Source organism: Massilia sp. S19_KUP03_FR1 (genome assembly GCF_036688685.1).
GTDB lineage: Bacteria > Pseudomonadota > Gammaproteobacteria > Burkholderiales > Burkholderiaceae_D > JALYUM01.
The window spans coordinates 55071-79872 of sequence record NZ_JAQQPS010000009.1 but is presented as its reverse complement, the minus strand read 5'-3'; the positions used below and the strand labels follow the sequence as shown (position 1 = coordinate 79872).

24 protein-coding genes are annotated in these 24802 nt (G+C 63.8%); 5 read left to right on the top strand and 19 right to left on the bottom strand.

Annotation, left to right across the window (positions count from 1 at the left end; translation table 11 throughout):
* From V6M87_RS11680 to V6M87_RS11630, 11 genes are all read right to left on the bottom strand, one after another.
* A complete protein-coding gene (locus V6M87_RS11680; RefSeq protein WP_332876800.1) occupies nt 1–732 on the bottom strand; it encodes an rRNA pseudouridine synthase in 732 nt (243 codons plus the stop codon).
* Nucleotides 729–1760 carry a low-specificity L-threonine aldolase gene (gene ltaE, locus V6M87_RS11675; protein WP_332876799.1) on the bottom strand — a complete coding sequence of 344 codons (1032 nt, stop codon included), beginning with the start codon at nt 1758–1760 and terminating at the stop codon, nt 729–731. Before ltaE ends, V6M87_RS11680 begins: the two co-directional genes overlap by 4 nt.
* Nucleotides 1757–2644, bottom strand: coding sequence for a class I SAM-dependent methyltransferase (locus V6M87_RS11670; protein ID WP_332876798.1), 888 nt, complete (start codon nt 2642–2644; stop codon nt 1757–1759). The genes ltaE and V6M87_RS11670 overlap by 4 nt, the downstream gene beginning before the upstream one ends.
* Nucleotides 2645–2652: 8 nt before the next feature.
* On the bottom strand, nt 2653–2994 hold the full coding sequence (fdx, locus tag V6M87_RS11665) for an ISC system 2Fe-2S type ferredoxin (RefSeq protein ID WP_332876797.1): 342 nt from the start codon (nt 2992–2994) through the stop codon (nt 2653–2655).
* 197 nt (nt 2995–3191) lie between these two features.
* Nucleotides 3192–5081: a Fe-S protein assembly chaperone HscA gene (hscA, locus tag V6M87_RS11660; RefSeq protein ID WP_332876796.1), complete on the bottom strand. Its 1890-nt coding sequence runs from the start codon at nt 5079–5081 to the stop codon at nt 3192–3194.
* Between the two features lie 104 nt (nt 5082–5185).
* On the bottom strand, nt 5186–5701 hold the full coding sequence (gene hscB / locus V6M87_RS11655; RefSeq protein WP_332876795.1) for a Fe-S protein assembly co-chaperone HscB: 516 nt from the start codon (nt 5699–5701) through the stop codon (nt 5186–5188).
* Nucleotides 5701–6024 (bottom strand): iron-sulfur cluster assembly protein IscA, encoded by a 324-nt coding sequence (gene iscA / locus V6M87_RS11650; protein ID WP_332876794.1) that lies wholly within the window; start codon nt 6022–6024, stop codon nt 5701–5703. Before iscA ends, hscB begins: the two co-directional genes overlap by 1 nt.
* A 61-nt stretch (nt 6025–6085) precedes the next feature.
* Complete coding sequence (gene iscU, locus V6M87_RS11645) at nt 6086–6475, bottom strand: Fe-S cluster assembly scaffold IscU (protein WP_332876793.1); 390 nt, start codon at nt 6473–6475, stop codon at nt 6086–6088.
* A 33-nt stretch (nt 6476–6508) separates the two neighbouring features.
* A complete protein-coding gene (locus V6M87_RS11640) occupies nt 6509–7792 on the bottom strand; it encodes an IscS subfamily cysteine desulfurase (RefSeq protein WP_332876792.1) in 1284 nt (427 codons plus the stop codon).
* A gap of 19 nt (nt 7793–7811) precedes the next feature.
* Complete coding sequence (gene iscR / locus V6M87_RS11635) at nt 7812–8294, bottom strand: Fe-S cluster assembly transcriptional regulator IscR (protein WP_332876791.1); 483 nt, start codon at nt 8292–8294, stop codon at nt 7812–7814.
* Nucleotides 8295–8416: 122 nt separating this feature from the next.
* Nucleotides 8417–9205 (bottom strand): uracil-DNA glycosylase, encoded by a 789-nt coding sequence (locus V6M87_RS11630; RefSeq protein ID WP_332876790.1) that lies wholly within the window; start codon nt 9203–9205, stop codon nt 8417–8419.
* 120 nt (nt 9206–9325) lie between these two features.
* Between V6M87_RS11630 and V6M87_RS11625 the strand changes: the two genes are divergently transcribed.
* Nucleotides 9326–9751 (top strand): CBS domain-containing protein, encoded by a 426-nt coding sequence (locus V6M87_RS11625; protein ID WP_332876789.1) that lies wholly within the window; start codon nt 9326–9328, stop codon nt 9749–9751.
* 13 nt (nt 9752–9764) lie between these two features.
* Here V6M87_RS11625 and maiA read toward each other — a convergent pair whose 3' ends face one another.
* On the bottom strand, nt 9765–10409 hold the full coding sequence (maiA, locus tag V6M87_RS11620; protein WP_332876788.1) for a maleylacetoacetate isomerase: 645 nt from the start codon (nt 10407–10409) through the stop codon (nt 9765–9767).
* A gap of 12 nt (nt 10410–10421) precedes the next feature.
* Nucleotides 10422–11456: a fumarylacetoacetate hydrolase family protein gene (locus tag V6M87_RS11615; RefSeq protein ID WP_332876787.1), complete on the bottom strand. Its 1035-nt coding sequence runs from the start codon at nt 11454–11456 to the stop codon at nt 10422–10424.
* 182 nt (nt 11457–11638) lie between these two features.
* On the opposite strand from V6M87_RS11615, the gene V6M87_RS11610 reads away from it, so the two are divergent.
* Nucleotides 11639–12202, top strand: a complete 564-nt coding sequence (locus tag V6M87_RS11610) for a gamma-glutamylcyclotransferase (RefSeq protein ID WP_332876786.1) — start codon at nt 11639–11641, stop codon at nt 12200–12202.
* Here the strand turns inward: V6M87_RS11610 and V6M87_RS11605 are convergent.
* Nucleotides 12199–13368, bottom strand: coding sequence for a PA0069 family radical SAM protein (locus V6M87_RS11605; protein ID WP_332876785.1), 1170 nt, complete (start codon nt 13366–13368; stop codon nt 12199–12201). The genes V6M87_RS11610 and V6M87_RS11605 overlap by 4 nt on opposite strands.
* Before the next feature lie 153 nt (nt 13369–13521).
* On the opposite strand from V6M87_RS11605, the gene V6M87_RS11600 reads away from it, so the two are divergent.
* Nucleotides 13522–15240, top strand: a complete 1719-nt coding sequence (locus V6M87_RS11600) for a carboxylesterase/lipase family protein (RefSeq protein WP_332876784.1) — start codon at nt 13522–13524, stop codon at nt 15238–15240.
* On the opposite strand, the gene V6M87_RS11595 is transcribed toward V6M87_RS11600, so the two are convergent.
* Genes V6M87_RS11595 through V6M87_RS11580 form a run of 4 tightly spaced genes read right to left on the bottom strand, consistent with a single transcriptional unit; the run spans nt 15237 to nt 20010 of the window.
* On the bottom strand, nt 15237–15854 hold the full coding sequence (locus tag V6M87_RS11595) for a tRNA-uridine aminocarboxypropyltransferase (RefSeq protein ID WP_332876783.1): 618 nt from the start codon (nt 15852–15854) through the stop codon (nt 15237–15239). The two genes, V6M87_RS11600 and V6M87_RS11595, sit on opposite strands and share 4 nt — an antisense overlap.
* Entirely contained in the window at nt 15808–17184 is a 1377-nt protein-coding gene (locus V6M87_RS11590) for an efflux transporter outer membrane subunit (protein ID WP_332876782.1), read from the bottom strand. Before V6M87_RS11590 ends, V6M87_RS11595 begins: the two co-directional genes overlap by 47 nt.
* Nucleotides 17181–18311, bottom strand: coding sequence for an HlyD family secretion protein (locus V6M87_RS11585; protein WP_332876781.1), 1131 nt, complete (start codon nt 18309–18311; stop codon nt 17181–17183). The genes V6M87_RS11590 and V6M87_RS11585 overlap by 4 nt, the downstream gene beginning before the upstream one ends.
* Before the next feature lies 1 nt (nt 18312).
* Entirely contained in the window at nt 18313–20010 is a 1698-nt protein-coding gene (locus V6M87_RS11580; RefSeq protein WP_332876780.1) for an MFS transporter, read from the bottom strand.
* Between the two features lie 279 nt (nt 20011–20289).
* On the opposite strand from V6M87_RS11580, the gene V6M87_RS11575 reads away from it, so the two are divergent.
* Nucleotides 20290–21438, top strand: coding sequence for an alpha/beta hydrolase family protein (locus V6M87_RS11575; RefSeq protein WP_332876779.1), 1149 nt, complete (start codon nt 20290–20292; stop codon nt 21436–21438).
* Nucleotides 21439–21440: 2 nt separating this feature from the next.
* Here V6M87_RS11575 and V6M87_RS11570 read toward each other — a convergent pair whose 3' ends face one another.
* Nucleotides 21441–22397: a pyridoxal-phosphate dependent enzyme gene (locus V6M87_RS11570; protein WP_332876778.1), complete on the bottom strand. Its 957-nt coding sequence runs from the start codon at nt 22395–22397 to the stop codon at nt 21441–21443.
* Between the two features lie 139 nt (nt 22398–22536).
* Here V6M87_RS11570 and V6M87_RS11565 point away from each other — a divergent pair, with 139 nt between their 5' ends.
* Entirely contained in the window at nt 22537–24792 is a 2256-nt protein-coding gene (locus V6M87_RS11565; RefSeq protein ID WP_332876777.1) for an ATP-binding protein, read from the top strand.
* Nucleotides 24793–24802 lie beyond the last annotated feature (10 nt).

Genomic DNA, 24802 nt, shown 5'->3' with positions numbered 1-24802 from the left:
TTAAAACCGTTCATACTCATGCAGGTAGCGCCACATCCCCGCCGGCACCCCGGCCATGGAAATGCGCCCGATCCGCAGCCGCTTCATCGATACCACGCTCAAGCCCACCGCTTCGCACATGTGCGCGATCTGCCCCGGCCGCACGCCTTTCAGCGCAAAGCGCAAACGCGTTTCGTTCTGCCAGCTGACCTTCATCTGCGGAATCGGCTTGCCGGAAAATTTCAGGCCAAAGTTCAGCAGCGCGAGGCCGCCCTCGGCAAGCGTTCCCGCCACTTCGACGACGTACTCCTGCTCGACCCGTTCGGCATCGTCGACCAGTTTGCGCGCCACCCGGAAATCCTGGGTGTAGATCAGCAGGCCACTGGCCATCGTCTCGAGCGGCGACGTCAGCGTCAATTTGGTCAGGTGGCGCTTCAGGAAGCGCTGGCGGCCGTGGTCGGCCACTTGCAGCGTTGCTTCAGTCAGCAAATCGAGCGCGGATTCTCCGACAGCACCGACGCCCGCATTCACGCCGGCTGGCTTGTGCAGCAAAATCGTCACAGGGGTCGGCTCGTCGGCCGTGGCCTTCGGATCGATCACCACATCCTGGGTATCCTCGACGCGCATGGCCGGGTCTTCGGCCAGCTTGCCGTCGACGCTGATCCAGCCGCCGGCGATGTAACGCTCGGCGTCTGCACGGGAGCACGGCGCCATCTCGGCGACGCGTTTGGCGAGGCGAATGGCTTCACTCATGTCTTTTTCCAGTCGCTGAAAAATGCGCTGATCACACGGATGACTTTTTCGACGTCGTCTGCCGATACGTTCCAGTGCGTGACCAGGCGCGTGTGCGGACCGACCGTCGCGCGAATCTGTTCGCGCGCCATGGCAGCGCGCAAACCGTCGCAGGCGGCCTGGTCCATGTGAATATAAAAAATATTTGTTTGCGGCGTATCGACCGTCAAACCGTCGATCGCACCCAGGCCCTCGGCCAGGCGCGCGGCGTTGGTGTGGTCATCGGCCAGACGCGCAACGTTGTGCTCCAGCGCGTGCTGGGCAGCCGCCGCGATGACGCCGGCCTGACGCATGCCGCCGCCGAGCATCTTGCGCCAGCGTTTGCCCTGCTCGATAAAGGCCTTCGGGCCGAGCAGGAGCGAGCCGATCGGCGCGCCCAGCCCTTTCGACAGGCACACCGAGACCGTGTCGAAACCGGCGACGGCGTCAGCCAGGCTGATGCCCTGCTTGACGGCGGCGTTGCAGATACGGGCGCCGTCGAGGTGGGTGGCCAGACCGCGCGCATGGGCGAACGCCGTGGCGGCGGCCATGTAGTCGGTGCCGAGCACGCGTCCGCCGATGGTGTTTTCCAGCGCGAGCAGGCGCGTGCGCGCGAAGTGCATGTCGTCCGGCTTGATGTAGGCGCCGATGTCGGACAGCGCGATCGAGCCGTCCGGCTGGTTGGCGATCGGCTGCGGCTGGATACTGCCCAGCACCGCGGCGCCGCCGCCTTCGTATTTGTAGGTGTGCGCTTCCTGCCCGACCAGGTATTCGTCGCCGCGGCCGCAGTGGGTCATCAGCGCGATCAGGTTGGTCTGGGTGCCCGAAGGGGCGAACATGCCGGCCTCGTAACCGAACAACTCGGCGCCGAAGTCCTGCAGGCGGTTCACGGTAGGGTCGTCGCCATAGACGTCGTCGCCCACGGGCGCGGCGGCCATCGCGTCGCGCATGGTTTGCGACGGTTCGGTGACGGTGTCGCTGCGCAGGTCGATCCAGTTGGCTTGGTTCATGTTGGTTCCGTGCTCAAGGCGAGTTGGCTAGTGTAAAAACGCTGGCCCATTTCTTCCAGGCCCAGCGTGGACAGGACTTCCTGCAGACGCTCGGTCGGACGCTGACGCGGCAAATTCTTGTACGTCGCGATGATCAACTCGTTTTTCATCGAGTGCTCCCAGCCCACCAGTTCGGTCACATTGACCTGGTAGCCGTGCGCTTCGAGCTGCAGGCAGCGCAGCACGTTGGTGATCTGGCTGCCGAATTCGCGCGTATGGATCGGGTGACGCCAGATTTCGGTCAGCGCACTCTTGCCCAGGTCGCGGCCCTTGTTTTTCTTCAGGACCGAGGCGATTTCGGCCTGGCAGCACGGCACCAGCACCATGTATTTCGCGCGCTTCTTCAGGGCGAAATCGATGGCGTCGTCGGTGGCGGTGTTGCAGGCGTGGAGGGCGGTCACAATGTCGATTTGGGCCGGCAGCAGGCTTGACGTCGTCGATTCGGCCACCGACAGCGGCAGGAAGGACATGCCTTGGTCGAAGCCGAGCTTTTTGGCCAGCTCGGTGGACTTGGCTACCAGCTCCTCGCGGGTCTCGATGCCGTAGATATGGGCGCCCTGCTGATCCTTGATGCCCTTGAAGAACAGGTCGTACAGGATGAAGCCGAGGTAGGACTTGCCGGCGCCATGGTCGACCAGCGACACGTTCGGGTGGTCGGTGAGCAGTTCATTGAGCAGCGGCTCGATGAACTGGTACAGGTGGTAGACCTGCTTGAGTTTGCGCCGGCTGTCCTGGTTCAGCTTACCGTCGCGCGTGAGGATGTGCAGCTCCTGCAGCAGCGCGACGGACTGGCCGGGACGGATCTCCGGTGGGAGGGCGTCAGCCTGCGACTTGCTCGCTTTCACGGGGCTGCTCAATGGTTCGCCTCGGCGGCGTGATTGATCGTGTATTTCGGGATCTCCACCACCAGGTCTTCGGTGCCGACAATCGACTGGCACGACAAGCGCGAGACGGGCTCGAGGCCCCAGGCCTTGTCGAGCATGTCTTCTTCCTGCTCTTCCGGCTCGTTGAGCGAGTTGAAACCTTCGCGCACCAGCACGTGGCAGGTGGTGCAGGCGCAGACGCGGTCGCAGGCGTGTTCGATTTCGATGTCGTTGTCGAGCATGATGTCGCAGATCGACTTGCCGCTGGGGGCATCGACGACGGCGCCGTCAGGGCAGAATTTTGGGTGGGGCAGGAATACGATTTGGGGCACTTCGGTTACCTCGTGGATGTGGTCATTGCGAAGGGCAAATGACAGTTTTGATGCATATTATACGAGCACTCAAAAACGTCATCCCGGCGCGCGCCGGGACCCATACTGAGTACGCTGAATAAGTGGTGCAAGCTCGCTCAACATGGGTACCGGCTTTCGCCGGTATGACGGTCAATGATGATGGCTGAAGGTGGCGCTTAAACCTCGGACAGCTTTTTACCGGCCAGCGCACTGCGCACGCTCTTGTCCATGCGCCGCGCCGCAAACTCTTCAGTGCCATGTGCCAGCGTCTGCACTGCATTGTGCAAGCCATCCTGGCGCGTGCCGATGGCGACGGATTCGTCAGACGAGCGTGCGATCGCATCGCGCACTTGCTGAACCAGCGCACTTAAAGCGCCCTGCTCCGCTTCGTCGAGCAGCGCCGCATCCGACTCGAGTGCCGACTGCGTCGCCAGCAAGATGCGCTCGGCCTCGACCTGCTCTTCGCGCAGCGCGCGCATGACCATGTCGCCGGCTGCCGATGTGTACGAGTCCTGCAGCATGCGTGCGACATCGTCGTCGCCCAGGCCGTACGACGGCTTGACCGTGATCGACGCTTCCACGCCGGAGCGCGTTTCGCGCGCCGACACCGACAGCAAGCCATCGGCGTCAACCTGGTAAGTAATGCGAATACGTGCTGCGCCGGCCGCCATGGGCGGGATGCCGCGCAGCTCGAAGCGCGCCAGCGAACGGCAATCGCTGACCAGTTCGCGCTCGCCCTGCAGCACGTGCACCGCCAGCGCGGTCTGACCATCTTTAAATGTCGTGAATTCCTGCGCACGCGCGCACGGAATCGTGGAATTGCGCGGGATGATTTTTTCGACCAGGCCGCCCATGGTTTCGATACCGAGCGACAGCGGCGTCACGTCCAGCAGAAGCCAGTCGTCGCCCGAGGCGCGGTTCCCGGCCAGCAGATTGGCCTGGATGGCGGCGCCCAGCGCCACCACCTTGTCCGGGTCGATATTCGCATGCGGAATGGTATGGAAAAAATCGGAGACCACGCGGCGCACGTGCGGCATGCGGGTCGAACCGCCCACCATCACCACGCCGTCGACATCCTCAATCGACACGTCCGCGTCGCGCATGGCTTTGCGGATCGCGCTCATGGTCTTGGCGACGAGGTGTTTGGTGATGTCGAAGAAAACTTCATCGGTGATGCGCACTTGCACCACTTCGCCGCTTTGCAGCATGGCGTCGATGGTGGTGGCCGCATTCGTCGAGAGCAGTTCCTTGGCCTGGCGCGCCTTGACCATCAGGGTCGCCGTGTCTTCGTCCGACAGCGGCGCCAGTTTGGCCTGCTCCATGATCCAGCAAAACAGGCGGTGGTCGAAATCGTCGCCACCGAGGGCCGAATCGCCGCCGGTGGACAGCACTTCGAACACGCCTTTCGACAGTTTCAGGATCGAGATATCGAAGGTGCCGCCGCCCAGGTCATACACGGCGTAGACGCCTTCTTTACCTTGGTCCAGGCCATACGCGATCGCGGCGGCAGTCGGCTCCGACAGCAGACGCAGGACGTTGATGCCGGCCAACTGGGCCGCATCCTTGGTGGCCTGGCGCTGGGCATCGTCGAAGTACGCCGGCACGGTGATGACGGCCCCGACCAGTTCATCGCCGAGCGAATCTTCCGCGCGCTGGCGCAGGGTAGCGAGAATTTGCGCAGATATTTCGACCGGGCTTTTCAGGCCGGCGACGGTTTTCAGCTGCACCATGCCAGGGGTATCCTGGAAGTCGTACGGCATGTTCTCGGCGTGCGCGATGTCGCGCAGGCCGCGCCCCATGAACCGCTTCACGGAGACGATGGTGTTCTTCGGATCGGTGGTCTGGTGCGCCTGCGCCTTGTAGCCGATATGTGCATGACCATTCGGCAGATAGCGCACGATCGACGGCAGCAAGCTATGGCCGTCTTCGTCGGACAGCACTTCCGGCGTCCCGCTGCGCACGGTGGCCACCAGCGAGTTGGTCGTCCCGAGATCGATGCCCACTGCCAGCCGATGCTGGTGCGGCGCGGTCGACATGCCCGGTTCTGAAATCTGCAAAAGTGCCATGTTGTTCTTAATCTATTGTAGAAAAATTAGGGTCAGAGTCGATTAAATGAGCAATTACTCAAAAACTCTACTCTGACCCTAATTATTGGGTAATTGTTTGCGGGCTAGTTGTCGATGGCTTCGAAGGCGTACTGGACTTCTTCGCCGAATTTATCGAGAAACATCAGCGCGCGCACGCCTTGCGCGGCGGCATCGTACTGGCCGGCATCGAGCTCCTTGCCGACCAACAGCAGCCGCTGTTTGCGGGCGCTGCGCAACTGGGCGTCCAGACGGTCGAGAGCGATGCCGTCTTTCGCAGCGCGCGCGTCACCGAGCTCTTCGCGCCACTCCATCTGCTGCATCAGGAAGTCCATCGGCATGGCCGTGTTCGATTCCGTTTGCAGGTCCACGCCGTTCAGCTCGCACAGATATTGGGCGCGCTTTTGCGGGTGTTTCAGGGTTTGGTAGGCTTCGTTGGCGCGCGTGGCCCATTGCATCGCGACGCGCTTTTCAGCGTCCGTCGCGTTGACGAATTTGTCGGGGTGTACCCGGCCCTGGACGTCGCGGTAAGCCTGGTCCAAGGCAGCCGCGTCGACATCGAAACGGGCCGGCAGGTTGAACAGCTCGAAATGGTTTTGCATTAAATCCGGAAACTTTCGCCGCAACCGCATGCATCCTTGAGGTTCGGGTTGTTGAACTTGAACCCTTCGTTCAGGCCTTCGCGGGCAAAGTCGAGCTCGGTGCCGTCGAGATACGGCAGGCTTTTCGGGTCAACAAAAACCTTCACGCCGTGCGACTCGAACACGCTGTCTTCGGCGGCCGATTCGTCCACATACTCGAGTTTATAGGCCAGGCCGGAACAACCGGTGGTGCGCACGCCGAAGCGCAAGCCGAGTCCCTTGCCACGACGCTCGATGTAGCGGTTGATGTGACGGGCTGCTTTTTCGGTCAGGGTGATTGCCATTGCTGTTCTCCGCATTCGACAGGCTGGCGCGCCACACAGCGCGCCAGCCCATTTACATCATTTATACCAGTGCAGGATGCTTGGTCTGGTAATCCAGCACCGCCGCCTTGATGGCGTCTTCGGCCAGGATCGAGCAGTGGATTTTCACCGGTGGCAGCGCCAGCTCTTCAGCGATCTGCGTGTTCTTGATTTCCAATGCTTGCGCCAGCGTCTTGCCCTTGACCCATTCGGTCACCAGCGAGCTCGACGCAATGGCCGAACCGCAGCCGTAGGTCTTGAATTTCGCATCTTCGATCAGGCCATCGGCGCCAACCTTGATTTGCAGTTTCATGACGTCGCCGCAGGCCGGCGCGCCAACCATGCCGGTGCCGACATCTGCATCGTCTTTGCCAAAGGCGCCGACGTTGCGTGGGTTTTCGTAGTGATCGAGTACTTTGTCTGAATAAGCCATGGTGATGCTCCTGATTCTTTTAGTGAAACGTAATTAGTGGGCTGCCCATTGGATCGAGCTGATGTCGATCCCGTCCTTGAACATATCCCACAGCGGCGACAGTTCACGCAGTTTGCCAACCTTCGATTTCAGCAGGTCGATCGCGAAATCGATGTCTGCTTCGGTCGTGTAACGGCCAATGGTAAAGCGGATCGAGCTGTGCGCCAGTTCATCGCTGCGACCGAGCGCGCGTAACACGTACGATGGTTCCAGGCTGGCCGATGTGCAAGCCGACCCCGACGATACCGCCAGGCCCTTGATCGCCATGATCAGCGACTCGCCTTCGACATAGTTAAAACTGACGTTCAGGTTGTGCGGCACGCGGTGCGCCATGTCGCCGTTGATATACACCTCTTCGATTTCCATCAGGCCCTTGGCGAGGCGATCGCGCAGCGCCGTGATGCGCACGATTTCCGTGTCCATCTCTTCCTTGGCGATGCGGAAAGCTTCGCCCATGCCGACGATCTGGTGGGTCGGCAAGGTGCCCGAGCGCATGCCGCGCTCGTGGCCGCCACCGTGCATCTGCGCTTCGAGACGCACGCGTGGCTTGCGCCGCACGTACAGCGCGCCGATGCCTTTCGGGCCGTAGGTTTTATGCGCAGTGAAGGTCATCAGGTCGACCTTGGATTTTGCCAGGTCGATCGCGAGCTTGCCCGTGGCTTGCGCCGCGTCGCAGTGGAAAATGATGCCTTTCGAGCGGCACAGTTCGCCAATTTCATCAATCGGCTGGATCACGCCAATTTCATTATTCACCAGCATCACCGAGACCAGGATGGTGTCCGGGCGGATCGCCTCGGCCAGCTGTTCGATGGTGATCAGGCCGTTATCTTGCGGCTCGAGATAAGTCGCGGAAAAACCCACGCGCTCGAGTTCGCGCACCGTGTCCAGCACTGCCTTGTGCTCGGTTTTCACGGTAATGATGTGCTTGCCCTTGGTCTTGTAGAACTGGGCAGCGCCCTTCAAGGCCAGGTTGTTGCTTTCGGTAGCGCCGGAAGTCCAGACGATTTCGCGCGGATCGGCGCCGACCAGGGCGGCGACCTGCGCACGCGCTTCTTCGACGGCCGCCTCGGCGCTCCAGCCATACATATGGCTGCGCGACGCCGGATTGCCGAACTGCTCGCGCAGGAAGGGAATCATTTTGTCGGCAACCCGCGGATCGACCGGCGTGGTGGCCGAGTAATCCATGTAGATCGGAAAATGGGGGGCGGTTTCGAAAGCGTGCGATTCAGTCGCGGTTTCGAAAGCTTGCTCGAGGTGTTGGTCCAGTGGCGCGTTCATCAGTTTTACTCCGTGTGCTTCAATGCGTTTCGACGGTGGCGTGGCTGCGATGCATGACCACGACATGTTGTTCAGGGTGCTTCTGTATTTCGCGGTCGACCAGGTCTTGCAGCGACACTGAATCGAGATAATCGACCATTTTTTCGTTCAGAGTGGCCCACAGTTCGTGGGTCATGCAACGCGTGCCACTGGCCAGGTCGACCCCATGGCAATTTTCCTTGCCGCCGCACTGGGTGGCGTCGAGCGGCTCGTCGACGGCGATGATGATATCGGCCACCGTCACTTCGCTGGCAACGCGCGCCAGGCTGTAGCCACCGCCCGGGCCACGAATCGATTCGACGATCTCGTGGCGGCGCAGCTTGCCAAACAACTGCTCCAGATAAGACAGCGATATGGCCTGGCGCTGACTGATACCGGACAGCGTGACCGGCCCCTTGCCCTGTCGCAGAGCAAGATCGATCATCGCGGTAACGGCAAATCGGCCCTTCGTGGTCAGACGCATTCAAGCCTCGTTATCAAAAAACCTGCATTGTTATCAGAACGATCTTTGTTCAAACAATTTGCCTGCTGCGCCTGGCGGCGCGGCGAGTAGTTGAATGAATTAGTCAAGTATAGCAAATTCGTTCAGGCTTGTCTTTCGGTGACCCGGTTTTGGCGCAGTAGTCGCATCGGGCCAAACAGGGCTTGCATGCCGGCGTGTTCTATAAAGCTGAGGTTATAGGGATGCTCGGCACTTGCCTGGGGGAAACGCGCCGTTTCAGGCAGTTTTTTCAGTTCCTCGGCGATTTTCCCCCACAGCACCAAGGTCGGCGGCGGCGCCAGTCCGGCCAGTGCGCGCAGCACCACTTGCAGGAATGGCAACCACGCTTTGGCATCGATGGCCGGCTTCACGGTGTGACGAAACACCAGCGCCGCGTTGAGCAGTAGAAAGCCTTGGGCGGTCAGGTTGGCTTGCAGATCGGGCAATGTCTGGATCATCGCGGCATCGACGCGCGCACGCGCGGCCACCGGCGCCATCTGCACGCCAGACGTCGCGCCCGCCTGCAACTGGCCATCGGCCACCAGCAGCATCTTCATAAAGTTGCGCAGCGACGTGGCGCGGTTGACAGGTTTTGACAACCCATCGGCGCTCCATAGCGCGCCCACTGCGCCATCCATGAAGCAGACGCCGGTGGCGCTGGCCGCGCGCGGATACGGCCCCTCGCCCACCAGCACGTAGCGCACGCGCGTCAGCGGCAAGGCGAACGCAGCGAACAGGCGGCCTTCGGTCGGCAGATAATCATCGACGGCAAGTTCGGCCAGGTAAGCCGGGTTGGCGGCGGCAAGCGCTTCCAGCCCGGCCAGCAAATGTGGCCGCCAGGAAGCGTCGGCAAGGTCGAGAGCGGCAAGAATCGTTGGTGGAATCGTGGACATGGCAAACACGCAAGGAAAGACGCGGATTGTAGCCCAGCGCTGTGCAAGCGCGTGGGCATTCTGGCGCCATCGCGGGCATCATGGCCTGGTATTGAATGAACAACTACCAGGAGATTCCCGATGCAAACCATTCAAGATGTGATGAGTTCAGATGTGCACTATGTCGGCCCCACCGATACCATCCGCCGTGCGGCGCAGTTGATGGAAGAGTTCAATGTGGGCGCCCTGCCCGTGCTCGATGGCGATGCGCTGGTTGGTATGATCACCGACCGCGATATCGTCGTGCGCTCAATTTCCAAAGGCAAGGATCCCGAGTCGGACCGCGTCGGCAACGTGATGAGTCCGGAAGCGTTCAGTTGTCACGCGGGCCAGGGTGTCGACGCGGTGCTGGCCGCGATGGGCGACCAGCAGATCCGGCGCGTCCCGGTGATCGACCAGGCTTCGCACAAGCTGTTGGGCATGGTGTCATTGGGCGATTTGGCCAGGACGCAGTCGACGCAAATCGACGAAGCGCTGCGCAATATCTCGTCTGACAACAAGCAATAAGCCATCACGCTGCTTATTCCGCATCCGGCTGTTGCGCCGGATGCGCTTTGACGAATGCCGGCAGACCCACACAATTGCCATAAATGCGCGCGATGTTCGCATACGGCGACAGGTCGATATCGAAGCGGATGGCATTGAACGCCTGCGGCACCAGATAGCAATCGGCCATGGTGGGCGTATCGCCATGGCAGAATGTGCCGGTGCCGGGATGGCGCGCCAGGTGGCTTTCCATAGAGTCGAACCCTTCCACGATCCAGTGCTTGAGCCAGGTCGTTTTCGCTTCCTCGCTGATGCCCAGTTCATCCACCAGGTAACGCATCACGCGCAAATTGTTGAGCGGATGGATGTCGCACGCGACGATCTGCGCCAGCTCGCGCACGCGCGCACGCCCGAGCGGATCGACCGGCAGCAGCGGCACAGTCGGATGCGTTTCTTCCAGGTACTCCAGGATCGCCATGGTTTGGGTCAGCGTACCGCGCTCGTCCTGCAAGGTCGGCACCATGCCGCTCGGGTTGATGTTCAGATAGGCCGGCTGGTGATGTTGGCCGCCGTCGCGGATCAGGTGCACCGGCACGGCTTCGTAATCGATGCCCTTCAGGTTCAGCGCAATGCGCACCCGGTAGGCGGCCGAACTGCGAAAATAGGTATGCAGCTTCATGGTGTTCTCCGCTTAGATACTGCGCTGATAGGGTGCGACGGCCTGCTCGATGGCGCCAAAGATGCTGGCGCCGGCGTTATCGAGCATCTCGATGCGCACGGTGTCGCCGTAACGCAGGAATGGTGTGCTGGGACTGCCCTGCTCGATGGTTTCATACATGCGCACTTCGGCCAGGCAGCAATAGCCGACGCCGCCGTGTTCAATGCTCGAGCCGTGCAGTCCACCCTGCTTGTTCGACACCGTACCGGACCCGATAATCGTACCGGCGGCCAGTTCGCGCGTGCGGGCAGCGTGGGCGACCAGTTGCGCAAAATTAAACGTCATGTCGTCGCCTGCATTCGGCTTGCCAAAAGCGTGTCTATTTAACGTCACCTGCAGCGGCAAGTGCAGCTTCGAATCGTGCCAGGCCGCACCCAGTTCATCCGGGGTGACTGCCACCGGCGAGAAGGCACTGGCCGGCTTGGCCTGAAAAAAACCAAAACCCTTGGCCAGTTCGCCGGGTATCAGGTTGCGCAGCGAAACATCGTTGACCAGCATGACCAGCCGGATGGCGCCGGCGCACGCGGCGGCATCCACGCCCATGGGCACGTCGCCGGTGATCACCGCCACTTCCGCTTCCAGGTCGATGCCCCAGCCTTCGTCGAGGACTGCGATCGGGTCGCGCGGGCCGACGAAGCGGTCCGAACCGCCCTGGTACATCAGCGGATCGGTGTAGAACGACGCGGGCAATTCGGCGCCGCGCGCCTTGCGCACCAGCTCGACATGGTTGATATACGCCGAGCCGTCGGCCCATTGGTACGCGCGCGGCAGTGGCGAATGGCAGTCGGCTTCCAGGAAGGGCTCGGCCGCGCTGATATTGCCTGCACTGCCGGCGGCATTCAGTTGCAGATAGACCGCTTCCAGTTGCGGCGCGCTCGTGTGCCAGTCATCCAGCGCCGCCTGCAAGGTGCGCGCGATGGCGGGCACGCGCTGGCACAGCGACAGGTCGCGACTGACGACGACCAGCGTGCCGTCACGGCCGCCGGCTTTGAGGGTGGCGAGTTTCAAGGCGTCTCCTTTATTCTTGTAAGGTCAGCCATTTAAAACTATTTCCTTTGAGCATACAACTGGTATTCATGTGGGGTAAGGCCGTGTTGCCTGATTGGGCCAGAAGACGGGCCTGCAGCACCGTGCGCTTCCGAACCTTGGCACCAGGTATCGATATAATCAGCGCTTTGCGGAACGCTGCCATGTCACTCAATACCGTCGCCATCAACCAGGGCATGACGCGATTCGACGGCCACGCCGAAGTCTGGCTGTTCGGCTACGGTTCGCTGATCTACAAGGCCGACTTTCCGTTCCTGGCGCGCCGGCCCGCCAGCATCAGCGGCTGGACCCGGCGCTTCTGGCAAGGTTCGCACGACCACCGCGGCACACAGGAAGCGCCCGGGCGCGTGGCAACGCTGGCGCCTGCACCCGGCGCGGTCTGCCACGGCATGGCGTACCTGGTGACGCCGGAAGAATTCGCCCACCTCGACTACCGCGAAAAAAATGGCTACCTGCGCCTGGCGATCTGCATCGCGTTCGACGACGGCGGCAGCGCCGAAGGGCTGGTGTACATCGCGGCCAGCGACAATGCAGCGTTCCTGGGCGAAGCGCCCGATGCGGCAATTGCCGCCCAGATTGCCGGCGCATCCGGCCCCAGCGGGCCGAACCGCGACTACCTGCTGGCGCTGGCGCAGGCGCTGCGCGATATGGACAAGCCGGATGACCACGTGTTCGCCATCGAGCGCCATCTCGCGCGACTGGGTTAAAACAAATCCAGCTGCCCCGCCCCGTTTGCGTCTTTCCTGGCAACGGTCGCCGGCAAACGCAAGGGCCGCCTGAACTGCGACACGTCCAGCTTGTCGAACCGGCTGCGCAGCCCGCTCATGCCAAGCCGCTCGACGGCCTTGGTAAAGCGCTGGCGGATCAGGTCGGCCCAGATGCCTTCGCCATGCATGCGCTTGCCGAAGTCGCTGTCGTAATCCTTGCCGCCGCGCAGGTCGCGCACGCGGTTCATCACCCGCTGGGCGCGCTCGGGAAAGTGCGCTTGCAGCCATTCCTGGAACAGCGGATTGACTTCCCACGGCAGGCGCAGCACCACGTAATGGGCGCCCACCGCGCCGGCATTGCGCGCCGCCTCGAGGATTTTTTCGATGTCAGGCTCGGTGACAAACGGGATGATGGGCGCCACGCTGACGCTGACGGGAATGCCGGCGCGCGCCAGCGTTTCGATGGTGCGCAGGCGGCGCGCCGGCGCCGCGGCGCGGGGTTCGAGCGTGCGCGCGATGGCCGGGTCGAGCGTGGTGATGGTGATGGCCGCGCAGGCCAGGTGCTGCGCAGCCATCGGCGCCAGCAGGTCGATATCGCGCTCGATCAGTGAGGACTTGGTCACCAGGCCCACCGGGTGGCGGCATTCGCTGAGCACTTCCAGCACCTGGCGCGTCAGGCGGCGCTCGCGCTCGCAAGGCTGGTACGCATCGGTATTCACGCCGATGGCGATGTGGTCCGGGACGTACGACGGCTTGGCCAGTTCGCGCCGCAACAGCTCGGCGGCATTTACCTTGGCGAATAGCCTGCTTTCAAAATCGAGGCCGGGCGACAGGCCCAGGTAGCTGTGCGTGGGCCGCGCGAAGCAATATACGCAACCGTGTTCGCAGCCGCGATAGGGATTGAGCGACACATTGAAGGGGATGTCTGGCGAGGTGTTGCGGCTGAGGATGCTCTTGGCGACTTCATCGGTGACGATGGTGCGAAACGGCGTCGCATCGACCTCCCCGTCCTGCGCACCCCAGCCATCGTCGTATTCCTCGCGCGCGTTGACTTCGTAGCGCCCCTGCATATTCGACACGGCGCCGCGGCCCTTGCGGGCAAGCGGCGACCGCACCACTTCCACGGCTTGCCAATCGTTGCAGGGTTCGACTTTACGGTCTGCCATCGCGGCACCTTTACTGTACATTTATACAGTATCGTACGCCATCGTCCAACGAAATTCAAGCGGCGTGCATGGGCGCAGATCATTCTTCCTTGGCATGCAATAAGCGGCTACTATTGGTTTTTTTGATAGCAAGAATAAGACAGGAGACTGACAGTGAACAAGCATGTGAGCCATTGTGCCAGCCCGTTCCGGGTAAGCGTTGCAGCAGGCGTCACGCTGATGCTCGCCGCCTGCGGCTTCATCGATGAAAACAAGCCCGCCAATCCCCCCACTGTGGCGCACACCGACAATGGCGACGTCAAGGGTATCGACCGGCTCGGCATGCGCAGCTACTTCGCCATCCCGTTCGCCGCGCCGCCGCTGGGCGAGCTGCGCTGGGCCGCGCCGGCGCCTGCGCCAAAATGGACCACCAGGCTGGAAAAAACCAGCTCGGCGGCGCCCTGCCTGCAAACCGGCACCAGCCCGTTCCGGCTGGCCGGCGACAGCGAGGATTGCCTCTACCTGGACGTGCACGCGCCGATCGGCGCCGGGCCGTATCCGGTCATGGTCAACCTGCATGGCGGCGCGTTCAACACCGGCGGCACGTCGGTGTATGCCGACCCGTCGCCGCTGGTCTCAAAAGGCGTGATCGTCGTCAACGTGGCTTACCGCCTGGGCGCGCTGGGTTTCCTGGCGCACCCGGCCCTGGCCGTCAACGGCGCCGCCGGCAATTACGGCATCATGGACCAGCAGTCCGCCCTGAAATGGGTGCAGGACAATATCGTCCGCTTTGCCGGCGACAAGAACAATGTCACGCTGTTTGGCGAATCGGCGGGCGGCTTCAGTGTCATGACCCACCTCGCCGCGCCCGGCTCGAAAGGCCTGTTCAACAAGGCGATGGTGCAAAGCGGGAGCTATGGCAACGAGCGCCAGATGAGCGCGGCGCAGATGGCGACGACCAGCACCGCCATCGTCGACACGGCCATCAATGCCGCCACGGCGGCCGGCGTCAGCGGCATCAACTGCACACCGGTCACGGCCGCCTGCCTGCGCAACTTGCCGGAGGCGGTTCTGCGCACCCACCTGGCCGAGGCCATTGCCAACGCGATCCCGATCATGGTGCCGTCCATCGACGGCAAGGTGCTCACCAGATCGGTGAAGGCGACCTTCCTTGCCGGCGACAACCTCAAGGTGCCGATGGTCAATGGCACCAACGAAAATGAATACGCGCTCTACATCGCCATCAACGAAGCCGCGCGCCGCGCGGCGGCGACGCCGCCGAACCTCGATCCGGCCAACACCAGTTATTCCCTGCAGAGCGCGGCCTATGCCCCCACCGTGGCCAGCCTGACAGCCGGCAGCGGCGCCAACGTCAACGAGATCGTCAACCGGTTTTATCCGCTCGCCAATTACGGCACCAACACTGCCATCCAGCCGAGTTTGGCGGTCGCGGCCATGGCCACCGACCTGGCCTTTTCCTGCCCCGCCCTGCGCACGTCGCAGCGCATCAACACCCAGGCCTCGCCGATCTGGATGTACGAGTTCCGCGACCAGACCGCGCCGCCAACGGTCGGTGTGGCCAACGGCAAGTACTATTTGAGCTTCCAGCAAGGCGCTGCCCATTCCTACGACCTGCAGTACCTGTACAACCTGGGCGAGCTCGGCAACGACGAGCGGCGCCAGCTGCAGACGGCCATGACGCGTTACTGGACTAATTTTGCGAAGACCGGCAATCCGAACACGGGTGGCGACGTGGCCGCGAACTGGGCCGCGTTCACCGGGCCGGCCAACGTCCTGGCGCTGGATGTGGCGTCCGGCGGTGGCGTGACGCAGCTGACCAGTTTCGATGCGAATCACAAATGCACCCTGGCCTGGGGAATCGTGACGTTCTAGGCTGGCACGTAGCTGAGCTGCTGGCCGACGAAGCCGTCGAAGGCATCCAGCAAGCCTTGCCAGCGCGCGGGGTCGGCATCGAACTGCATCAGCGCATACGCTGCCGCTTCCAGGGTCGACAACTGGTCCGGCGCATGCGCCTTGCGGATGCGGTAATGCGACGGCGGCATTGCCCGCAACGTCATGCGCGGCAGGGTTTGCAGGAGCGGATTGCAGTACAACATCTTGCGGCTCTTGCGCCAGGTCGCGTCGACGATCACCAGGCGCAGCTTGGCTGGCGCCTCCGGCATGGCGGACGACGGCGCGCCCGGCGTGTCCGGATACAGCAACACCGGCGTGCGCCCGCCCTCCTCCAGCAGCGCCGTCAACACCGCCGCGTCGAAGGTTTCGCCCGTCACCATCCGGCTTGGCGACACGCTCAAATGCAGCAGCCGCGCGCTGTTCTTGGCGTTGCCCACTTCCAGAGGATGCTGCAGGATCAGCAGTTCCACGCTTGATGCGACTGGTGCGATCCAGGCGCAGATGCAGGCCGACTTTGCGCGCAGGCAGCGAGCGCACACCGCACGCTTAAGCTGCACGCCAGCCGCCCCCGAGCGCGCGGTACAGGTCGACATGCGCGGCCAGCAAACTGGCGCGCAATTGCAGCACGTTGTTGTCGGCCGCAAAGGCATTGCGCTGCGCGTCCAGCTCTTCCAGGTAGGACGCATAACCGTTCGCGTAGCGGTTGTGGGCGACTCGCAGCACTTCGGCGGACGCCAGCTGGCGCGCCTGCGCTTCGACCAGTTGCTCGCCCAGGCGCTGCACGGCCGTCAACGCATTGTCGGTTTCGGAAAACGCCGTGCGCACCGCAGCTTCATAGCCGAACACGGCGCGGTCGCGCAGCGTGCCGGCGATTTCGGCCTGGGCGCGCAGGCGACCGCCGTCGAAGATCGGCGCGAGGATGCTGCCGCCGATGCTCCACAAGGCATTCGGCGCGCGCAGCAGCTGCGCCAGGCTGCCCGCCTCCGCACCCAGCGACGCGCTCAAGCGAATCGACGGCAACAACTGGTCGCGCGCGGCGGCCAGGCTGGCGTCGAGCGCGGCCAGCGTGCTTTCGGCCTGCGCGATATCCGGCCGGCGCCGCAGCAATTCGGATGGCATGCCGGCGCCGATCGATGGCGGGCGCAGGTCGGGCAAGGCGGCGCCGCGCGCCACTGCACCCGGGCTGGCGCCCAGCAATACGCTCAAGGCGTTCTCCTGCTGGGCGATGGCGCGTTCCAGCTGCGGCACCACGGCGGCGGTGGTGTGCAATTCGGCTTCGGCCTGCGCCTGGTCGAGGCGCGAGCTGTAGCCCACCTCGTACTGGCGCCGCGCCAGATCGTACGAGCGTTGGCGCGACACCAGCGTGGCGCGCGCCAGCGCCAGCTGGGCATCGAGCCCGCGCAGGTTCAGGTACGCCGAAGCGGTGTTGGCGGCCACCGCCAGCGTGGTCGCGGCCGCCAGCGCTTCCTGCGCTTGCAGGTCGAAGCGCGCCGCAGCGGTGGTACTGGCCAGGCGGCCAAACAGGTCGAGTTCGTAACTGGCTTGCACCTGGCCGGTGAAGGCCGTGCCATCCACGGGCCCGCTCGACCCGAGCGCGCGCGCCCGGGTCGGGTTCAGGCTGGCCGTGAGCGCCGGCGCCTGCGCGCTGGCCGCCACCCGCACGCGCGCCTGGTATTCCTGCAAGCGCGACAGCGCCACGCGCACGTCGCCATTGTTCTGCTGCGCCTGCTGCACCAGCTGGTCGAGCACGGGGTCGCCGAACGCGCGCCACCAGTCTCGCTCGACGGGCGCGCCAGCGACCAGCGCCGTGCGCCACTGCGCGGGCGTGCTCAAGGTCGCTGGCGGGGCCGGTTGCGGTGCCATCGCGCAGCCGGACAGCGCCAGCGCAAGCACCGGCGCAAGCACCAATACGCGCACCGTCATCGCGCCGCCCCGGCCACGTTCGCATCGATGCTGACCACCACCGACATGCCCGGCCGCAGCCGCCTGGCCAGTTCCTGGTTGGCATCGATGGTGATGCGCACCGGAATGCGCTGGGCAATCTTGACGTAGTTGCCGGTGGCATTGTCCGGCGTGATGACGGAAAACTCGGAGCCGGCCGCCGGCGAAATGCGCTGAACGTGGCCCAGCAAGCGCGCATTGTTCAAGGCGTCCACCGTAAAGCGCACCGGCTGGCCGATGCGGATGTTGGCCATCTGGGTTTCTTTCAGATTGGCGATGATCCACATCTGGTCCGGCACCAGCGCCGTCAACTGGGCGCCGGCATTCACAAAAGCGCCCTGGCGCACCGTCACCTGGCCCAGCTGGCCGTCGCGCGGGGCCAGGATGCGCGTGTTCGACAGATCGATTTGCGCCAGTTGCACGGCCGCTTCGGCATTTGCCACGGCAGCTTGCAGCGCCTCGCGGTTGACCCCCACGCTGCGCAGCGACTGGCGCGAAATTTCCAGCGCGGCGCTGGCCTGCGCGGTGCCGCTGGTCGCCAGCGCGCGCGCGGCCCGGGCCGAATCGCGTTCGCGCGCGGACAGCGAGCCGTCGGCCGCAAGCTCTTCCACGCGGCGCAAGTCGGCTGCGGCGCGGTCGGCCTGGGCCTTCGCGTTGGCGAGCGCCGCCTGGTTTTGCGCCACGCTCGCTGCGGCACTCGCGGCCGATTGCGGGCTGTTGGCCAGTGCCGCTTGTTGCGCCGCCAGCGCTGCCTTGGCCTGGTCGAGGCGCTGCTGGTAGATGCGGTCGTCGATGCGCATCAGCAGCTCGCCCTGTTTCACCGGCTGGAAATCCTGCACCTTCACTTCCACCACGTAACCGGACAGCTGCGGACTGATGATCGTCACCTGGCCGCGCACCAGCGCATTTTCCGTGGTCTCGATGGTGCTGTGAAATGGCGGCAAGTCCCATGCGTACAGGACGATCAGGACGCCGGCCAGCGCCACCATCGAAAAACCGACGACGGACGGCCAGATGCGGCGCGTTGGCGGTGGTGGCAGGACGGGTGGCGCCGGTGCAACAGGCACAGTGGTGGCAGCAGGAGCGGCGTAGTTCGGGTTCTCGGGCATATCAGTCAGTGACAGGTTCGGTACTTGGAAGCCGGGGCATGGGCGACGGCGTGATGGCCGGTGCGGCTGGCGCAGGCGGCAAAAAGGGCGACGGCACTTTCATTACGATGTTGTACAGCGTATGGGCCGAGACCCACAGTGCGGTGACGATCGCAATGGCGAAGATGAGCATGAAGACGTCGTTGAAGGCCAGCACATTCGCCTCGCGCGCGACGGCTGCCTGCAATGCCGAGACGCCCTGGGCGGTACGCGCGGCGGGGTCGGCCAACACCTTGGCATAGGCCGCCGCACTGCTCTGGATGCGCGCGGCCACCAGCGGATCGAGTGAACTCAAGTGATCGGTGAGGATGCTGGAGTGGTATTTTTCGCGCATCACCTGAAACGTGCCCAGCGCCGCCGAGCCGATCAGGCCGCCCAGGTTTTGCGTCAGGCCGAACAGCACCGAGAAGGTGATCAGGTTGCCCGGGTTGCCGATCACCTGGCCGATCAGGGAAATCACCAGCGGCCCCAGGAACAGTGCGCCGCCAAAGCCCAGCAGGAATTGGCTGACGTACATTTCTTCCGGACGCGTCAGGCTGGTGGCGTGCGCATCCATCCACGCGCCCAGCGCCATCAGGAGCAGCGCGCCAATCTGCGGCGCCTGCAAGTGCTGGACATTGGTGATCATGGCCGACGTGACGATACCCAGCAGGGTGCCGGCCAGCACGACAATAAACAGGGTCTGCAACTGGTCGTTGCCCATTCCAATGGCGCGCAGGAAACCGACGGCGCCCACGCTTTGTTCGGACAACACCACCCGCACCAGCACCAGCGACATCGCCAGCGCCGCGATATTCCCGGTGCGTAGCCAGCGCAAATTAAGCAGCGGATAGGTGCGGTTGTGCTCGACCGCAATCGCCGCGACGATCAGGACAATCGACCCGGCCAGCGCCATGCCGATCCATGGCGTCTCGCGCCACCACAAAATGCGTCCGAACGTCAGCGCCGCGCACAGCAGCGCCACACCTGGCGCGAACAGGCCAAAGGTGAGGAAATCGAGGCCGCGGAAGGCCTTGAAGCGGTCGCCCGGCGGCAGTTTCAGCAGCAGCACGCAGCCGAGCGACAGCAAGGTGAGGCCCAGCTCGAACAGGTACAGCCCGCGCCACTCGGCAAATTCGAGTAAATCGCTGGAAAAAATATAGGCGATCGGCAGCGCCAGCTGAGACATGCCGAGCGACAGCGCCATCCCCTTCAGCCGCCAGGCCTTCTTGAACGCCTGCAGCGTGTAATACAAACCGAGCGAACTGAGCGCCGCACCGACCATGCCGTGCGCCGCGCGCACCGCAATGGCCGAATGCAAATCGTTGACAAACAGGTGGCCGAACGTGACCAGCGCATACAGCACCAGGAAGGCTTCGGTGAACAGGCGCAGGCCGAACTGCTGGCGAAACTTCACCAGCAGCAGGTTCATCGACGCGTTGGCCATCACATACACCGCCGGCAGCCAGTTGGTTTCGGTCGAGTAGGCGCCCAGCGTCCCTTGCAGGGCGATGAGGTTAACCGACACCAGCGCATTGCCCAAGCCGCCTGTCAGCGTGACCAGGATGCCGACCAACAGGTAGGCAAACCGCTTGGCGGTGGAATGGTCAGGCGTGGACGGCGAGCCGGGCATCAACGGTTTTTCGTTGGGATGCCACGCGCGCACTTCGTACTTGCTCATCGAGCGAAGTGTTGTTCTGTTGAAATGATATTCCCCTGGCCTACTGGCAAAACGGTGCTGCTTGTCATTGTAGCTACGGCAGCGAATTTATGTCGCATGTTGCCAAAACGGGTATTGCCCTGCTCAAAATCCATGCATAGAATAAATTTTTCCGAGTGGCATTAATATTTGCAAGGAATCCGGGTATTTATGTTTATGAGTCGCATAATCGTTCGCCAACTGAGCTCCGCTGCGATCGCCCTGGTCGCCATGTCACCCGCGATTTCGCAAGAACAGGTTGTGCAGCTAGACTACCGCATCAATGAACGGGTCATGCTGGTGCCGGCCGGCGCCGACCACCAGGCGCGCCTGCAAACCACCGTGTTCAGGCCGAATGGCAGCGGCCCGTTCCCCCTGATCATTATCAACCATGGCAAGGATCCCGGCCGCCCCAGCCACCAGGCGCGCGACCGTTTTTACCATATGGCCGCCGCCTTCGTAAAGCGCGGCTACGCTGTGATGGTACCGATGCGCCAGGGCTTTGCCGCCTCCACCGGCAGCTACAAGGATCACGGCTGCGACATGCGCGCCAACGGCTACACCCAGGCCGACGATGTGCGCGACACCCTCGAATTTGCCCGCGCCCAGCCGTGGATCGATGCCGACCATATCGTGGTGGCAGGCCAGTCGTACGGCGGCCTGGCCACGATGGCGCTGGGCACCGAAACGCTGGCAGGCGTGCGCGGCCTGATCAATTTCGCCGGCGGCCTGCGCGACGAGAGCAATGGCTGCGACTGGCGCGGCGCTTTGGCAACGGCGTTTGCCGACTACGGCGCGCACAACAAAATCCCGAGCCTGTGGATGTATGGCGCCAACGATTCGCTGTTCGGCCCTGCCCTGGCCGGGCGCCTGCACGCCGCATTCGAAAGCGCGGGCGGCAAGGCGACGCTGGTCGAATTCCCCGCCTTCAAGCGCGATTCGCACGGCATGCTGGCCAGCCGCGACGGCGAAAAAGTGTGGATGGCCGACACCGAGCGCTTCCTCAAGCAGGTCGGCATGCCGACCACCATCGTGTACGACTTCGCGGCGCCGCCGGTGCCGCCGAAAACCGATTTCGCCGTACTCGACGACATCGATGCGGTGCCGTTCCTGAGCGAGTCGGGCCGCAAGGCCTACCGCGAATATCTCACCAAGATGAGCCCGCGCGCGTTTGCCCTGTCGCCCACCGGCCAGTGGTGCTGGACGGAAGAAGGCGAAGACCCGGACGCGCGCGCCCTGGCCACCTGCTCCAGCAAGAGCGAGCAGCCGTGCAGCCTGTATTCGGTGGACGAGCACGTGGTCTGGCGCGGCGACCGGGTTGAGCCGGGCACCATGACCGCGGCGCTGGCGCTGCCGGCCACGAAGCCAGCTGCCGCTGGCGGCGCGGTGGGCAGTACGGGCGCGAACTAGACTTAGGTTCCGGCGTCGCGCGGACCGCGCCGTCTTTCTGCAATCTCGCTCCACTGCGCCAGCTGCGCCACGGTGGCCGTCACGCCGCCGCACACGATCACGACAACGTTATCGAATTCCTTGAGCAGGGTCGGCGCCTGGCAGGCAATCGCCAGCGCCGCGCCGCAGGCCGGTTCCACCACCACGCGCTGGTCGTCCATGAAGCGCATGCAGCCTTGCACGGCATCGTTGTCGCTGACCACATAGCTGCGCACCGGATGTTGGGTGGCCAGTTGCAGGGTGTGCGGCGCGATGCTGCGCGCCCCCAGCGACGTGGCGATGCTGGTAATGGCGGCCAGCTCGACCTGGCGCCCGGCCAGCACCGACTGCGCAAACGCATCGGCGCCGGCCGTTTCCACCGCGATCACCGGCACCTGGTCCCAGCCATGGCGGCGCAGGCCCGCAATCACCCCGGCCATCAGGCCGCCGCCGCCGACCGACAGCACCACTGCATCGGGCGTGACACCAGCGGCCGCGATCTCGTCGACCATCGATGCATGGCCTTCCCACAACAGCGGGTCGTCGTACGGATGGATGAAGGCATCGCCCACGCCCGCCAGCGCCAAGGCGTGCGCGTGTGCTTCATGGAACGACGCGCCGTGCACGAGGACCGTGGCGCCTTCGCGCGCGATCAGGGCGCGCGCCCGGGTGCTGCTCGACTCCGGCACCACCACCAGCACCGGCACACCGAGTTTGCGGCCGCTGTAGGCCGCGGCGATGCCGGCGTTGCCGCCCGATGAAGCGATGAAGCGTGTGGCGCCGCGGCGCTGGTATTCGGCGCAGGCGTGGCCGATGCCGCGCAGCTTGAACGAGCCGGTCGGCTGCAGCGCGTCCATCTTCAGCCACACCGTCTGGCCGGCACGCACCGGCAAGGCGCGCGATTCAAGCAAGGGCGTGGCAATGTGCAAAGGGGTCGACATGTGGACCGCGCTCCGGATGGTCAAGTTGACACGACTATACAATGTCGTGCCCGGAAGTCCCACACCTGACGCAGCGTGGCTGCCGCGATGCGCCTGAAATAAAGCTAGAATGGCGCGTCCACAACCTGTCGCCCTTTTCATGTTGAGCACTCCTGACGCCACCGCAAAACCTGGCACGGTCGACCTGACGTCCTGTGACCGCGAACCGATCCGCTTTCCCGGCAGCATACAGCCACACGGTTTCCTGCTGACCCTGGCACCGGCACCCGCTCTGCATGTGCTGCAAGCGAGCGCCAACCTGGCCGACTGGGCAGGCCCGGCAGCTGCCGAGGTGATCGGCCGGCCACTGCACGAGGTGATCGGCAGCGCTGCCGCCGCCAGCCTGGGGCCGGAGCTGGCCGCCGGCACGGTCGGGCCGCGCCCGTTTTATCTGGGCACCGTCACGCTCGCCAATGGCAAGCATTTCGACGTGTCCGCGCACCTGTGCGACCAGGTCACGATCATCGAGTTTGAAGTGGTGCAGCGCAGCCGCACCGCCGACTTCCGCCACCTGTACCCGCTGCTGGGCGACTTTTTACTGAAGGTGAACGACGCCCCGACCATCGAATCGCTGGCGCAACTGGCCGCGCGTCAGATCCGCGCCGTGACCGGCTACGGGCGCGTGCTGGTCTACCTGTTCGACCGCGACGGCCACGGCCAGGTGCTGGCCGAAGCGCGCGATCCGGCATATCACTCTTACCTGGGCCAGCGCTTTCCGGCCTCGGACGTGCCGCGCCAGGCGCGCGAACTGTACGCGTCGTCGCGCATCCGCGTGATCCAGGACGCCAACTACACCCCGTCACCGCTGGTGCCCGCCATGAATCCCGTCACCGGCGGCGCCAACGATCTGTCGTTCGCCAGCCTGCGCAGCGTCTCGCCGGTGCACCTGCAGTACATGCGCAATATGGGCACGCTGGCGTCGATGTCGGTGTCGCTGATGGTCAAGGGCAAATTGTGGGGCCTGATTTCCTGCCATAACGACAACCCGGCGCCGGTGGGCTTCGAAGAGCGGGCTGCCTGCGAGCAGCTGGGCCAGATTCTGGCGCTGTGCATCGGCGCGCGCGAAGATGCGCAGGAGTTGCAATTCCGCCTCGATGTGCGGCGCATCATGGTGTCGATGCTGGGCGGCCTGACCCAGAGCCAGGATTTCATCGACAACCTCAGCAAGCTGTTCCCGGAACTGCTGCAGTTTGCCCGCGCCGACGGCGTGGCGATCGTGGTCGACGACCAGGTCATGGCCTTCGGCGACACGCCCGGGCAAGACCAGATCCGCGACCTGACCGGCTGGCTGCAGACCCGCATCAACGATGATGTGTTTCATTCCGACGCGCTGTCGACCGTGTACCCCGGCGGCGCGGCCATCGCGCACAATGCCAGCGGCTTGCTGGCGATGCCAATTTCGAAGATTCACCAGCATTATTTGCTGTGGTTCCGGCCCGAGCAGGTCTACAGCATCGACTGGGCCGGCAATCCGCACGAGAAACTGACGCTGTCCTCTGGCCAATTGTCCCCGCGTACCAGCTTTGCCGCCTGGCACGAAACCATACACGGGCACAGCCGTCCGTGGCACGAGGCTGAAGTCGAGCTGGCGGTAGAATTTCGCGCTGCCCTGCTCGGCATTGCGCTTGAGCGCGCCGAGCAGATGGCCGAACTGGCCGAAGAACTGGGCCGCGCCAACAAGGAGCTCGAAGCCTTTTCGTATTCGGTGTCGCACGACCTGCGCGCGCCGCTGCGCCACATCGTCGGCTTTTCCGACCTGCTGCTGGACACGTCCGACAGCGACGACCCGACGCGGCGCCAGCGCTTCCTGAAAAACATCAAGGATTCGGCACGCCTGGCCGGCAAGCTGGTCGATGACCTGCTCAGCTTTTCCCAGATGGGACGCGCCTCGCTGCGCCCGGCCGCGGTCGACATGGGGGAACTGGTGCGCGCCTGCATGCAAAAACTCCTTCCCGACGTCGGCGCGCGCCGCGTCGAGTGGCGCATTGGCGCGCTGCCGAACGTCACCGCCGACCCGGCCTTCCTGTACCAGGCGCTGTACAACCTGCTGTCAAATGCGGTCAAGTTCACCGGCCAGAAAGAGATCGCCATCATCACCATATCGGCCGAGAAAAATGCGCTTGAAACCGTGTTTCAGATCGCCGATAATGGCGCCGGTTTTTCCATGGACTACGTGCATAAACTGTTCGGCGTGTTCCAGCGCCTGCACCGGATGGAAGATTTCGAAGGCACCGGCATTGGCCTGGCGAATGTCCGCCGCATCATCGAGCGCCACCATGGCCGCGTCTGGGCCGAAGCCGTGCCCGGCCAGGGCGCCACCTTTTCCTTTACGATCCCGAACCATTTTGAAGAATGAGCGCAATGAC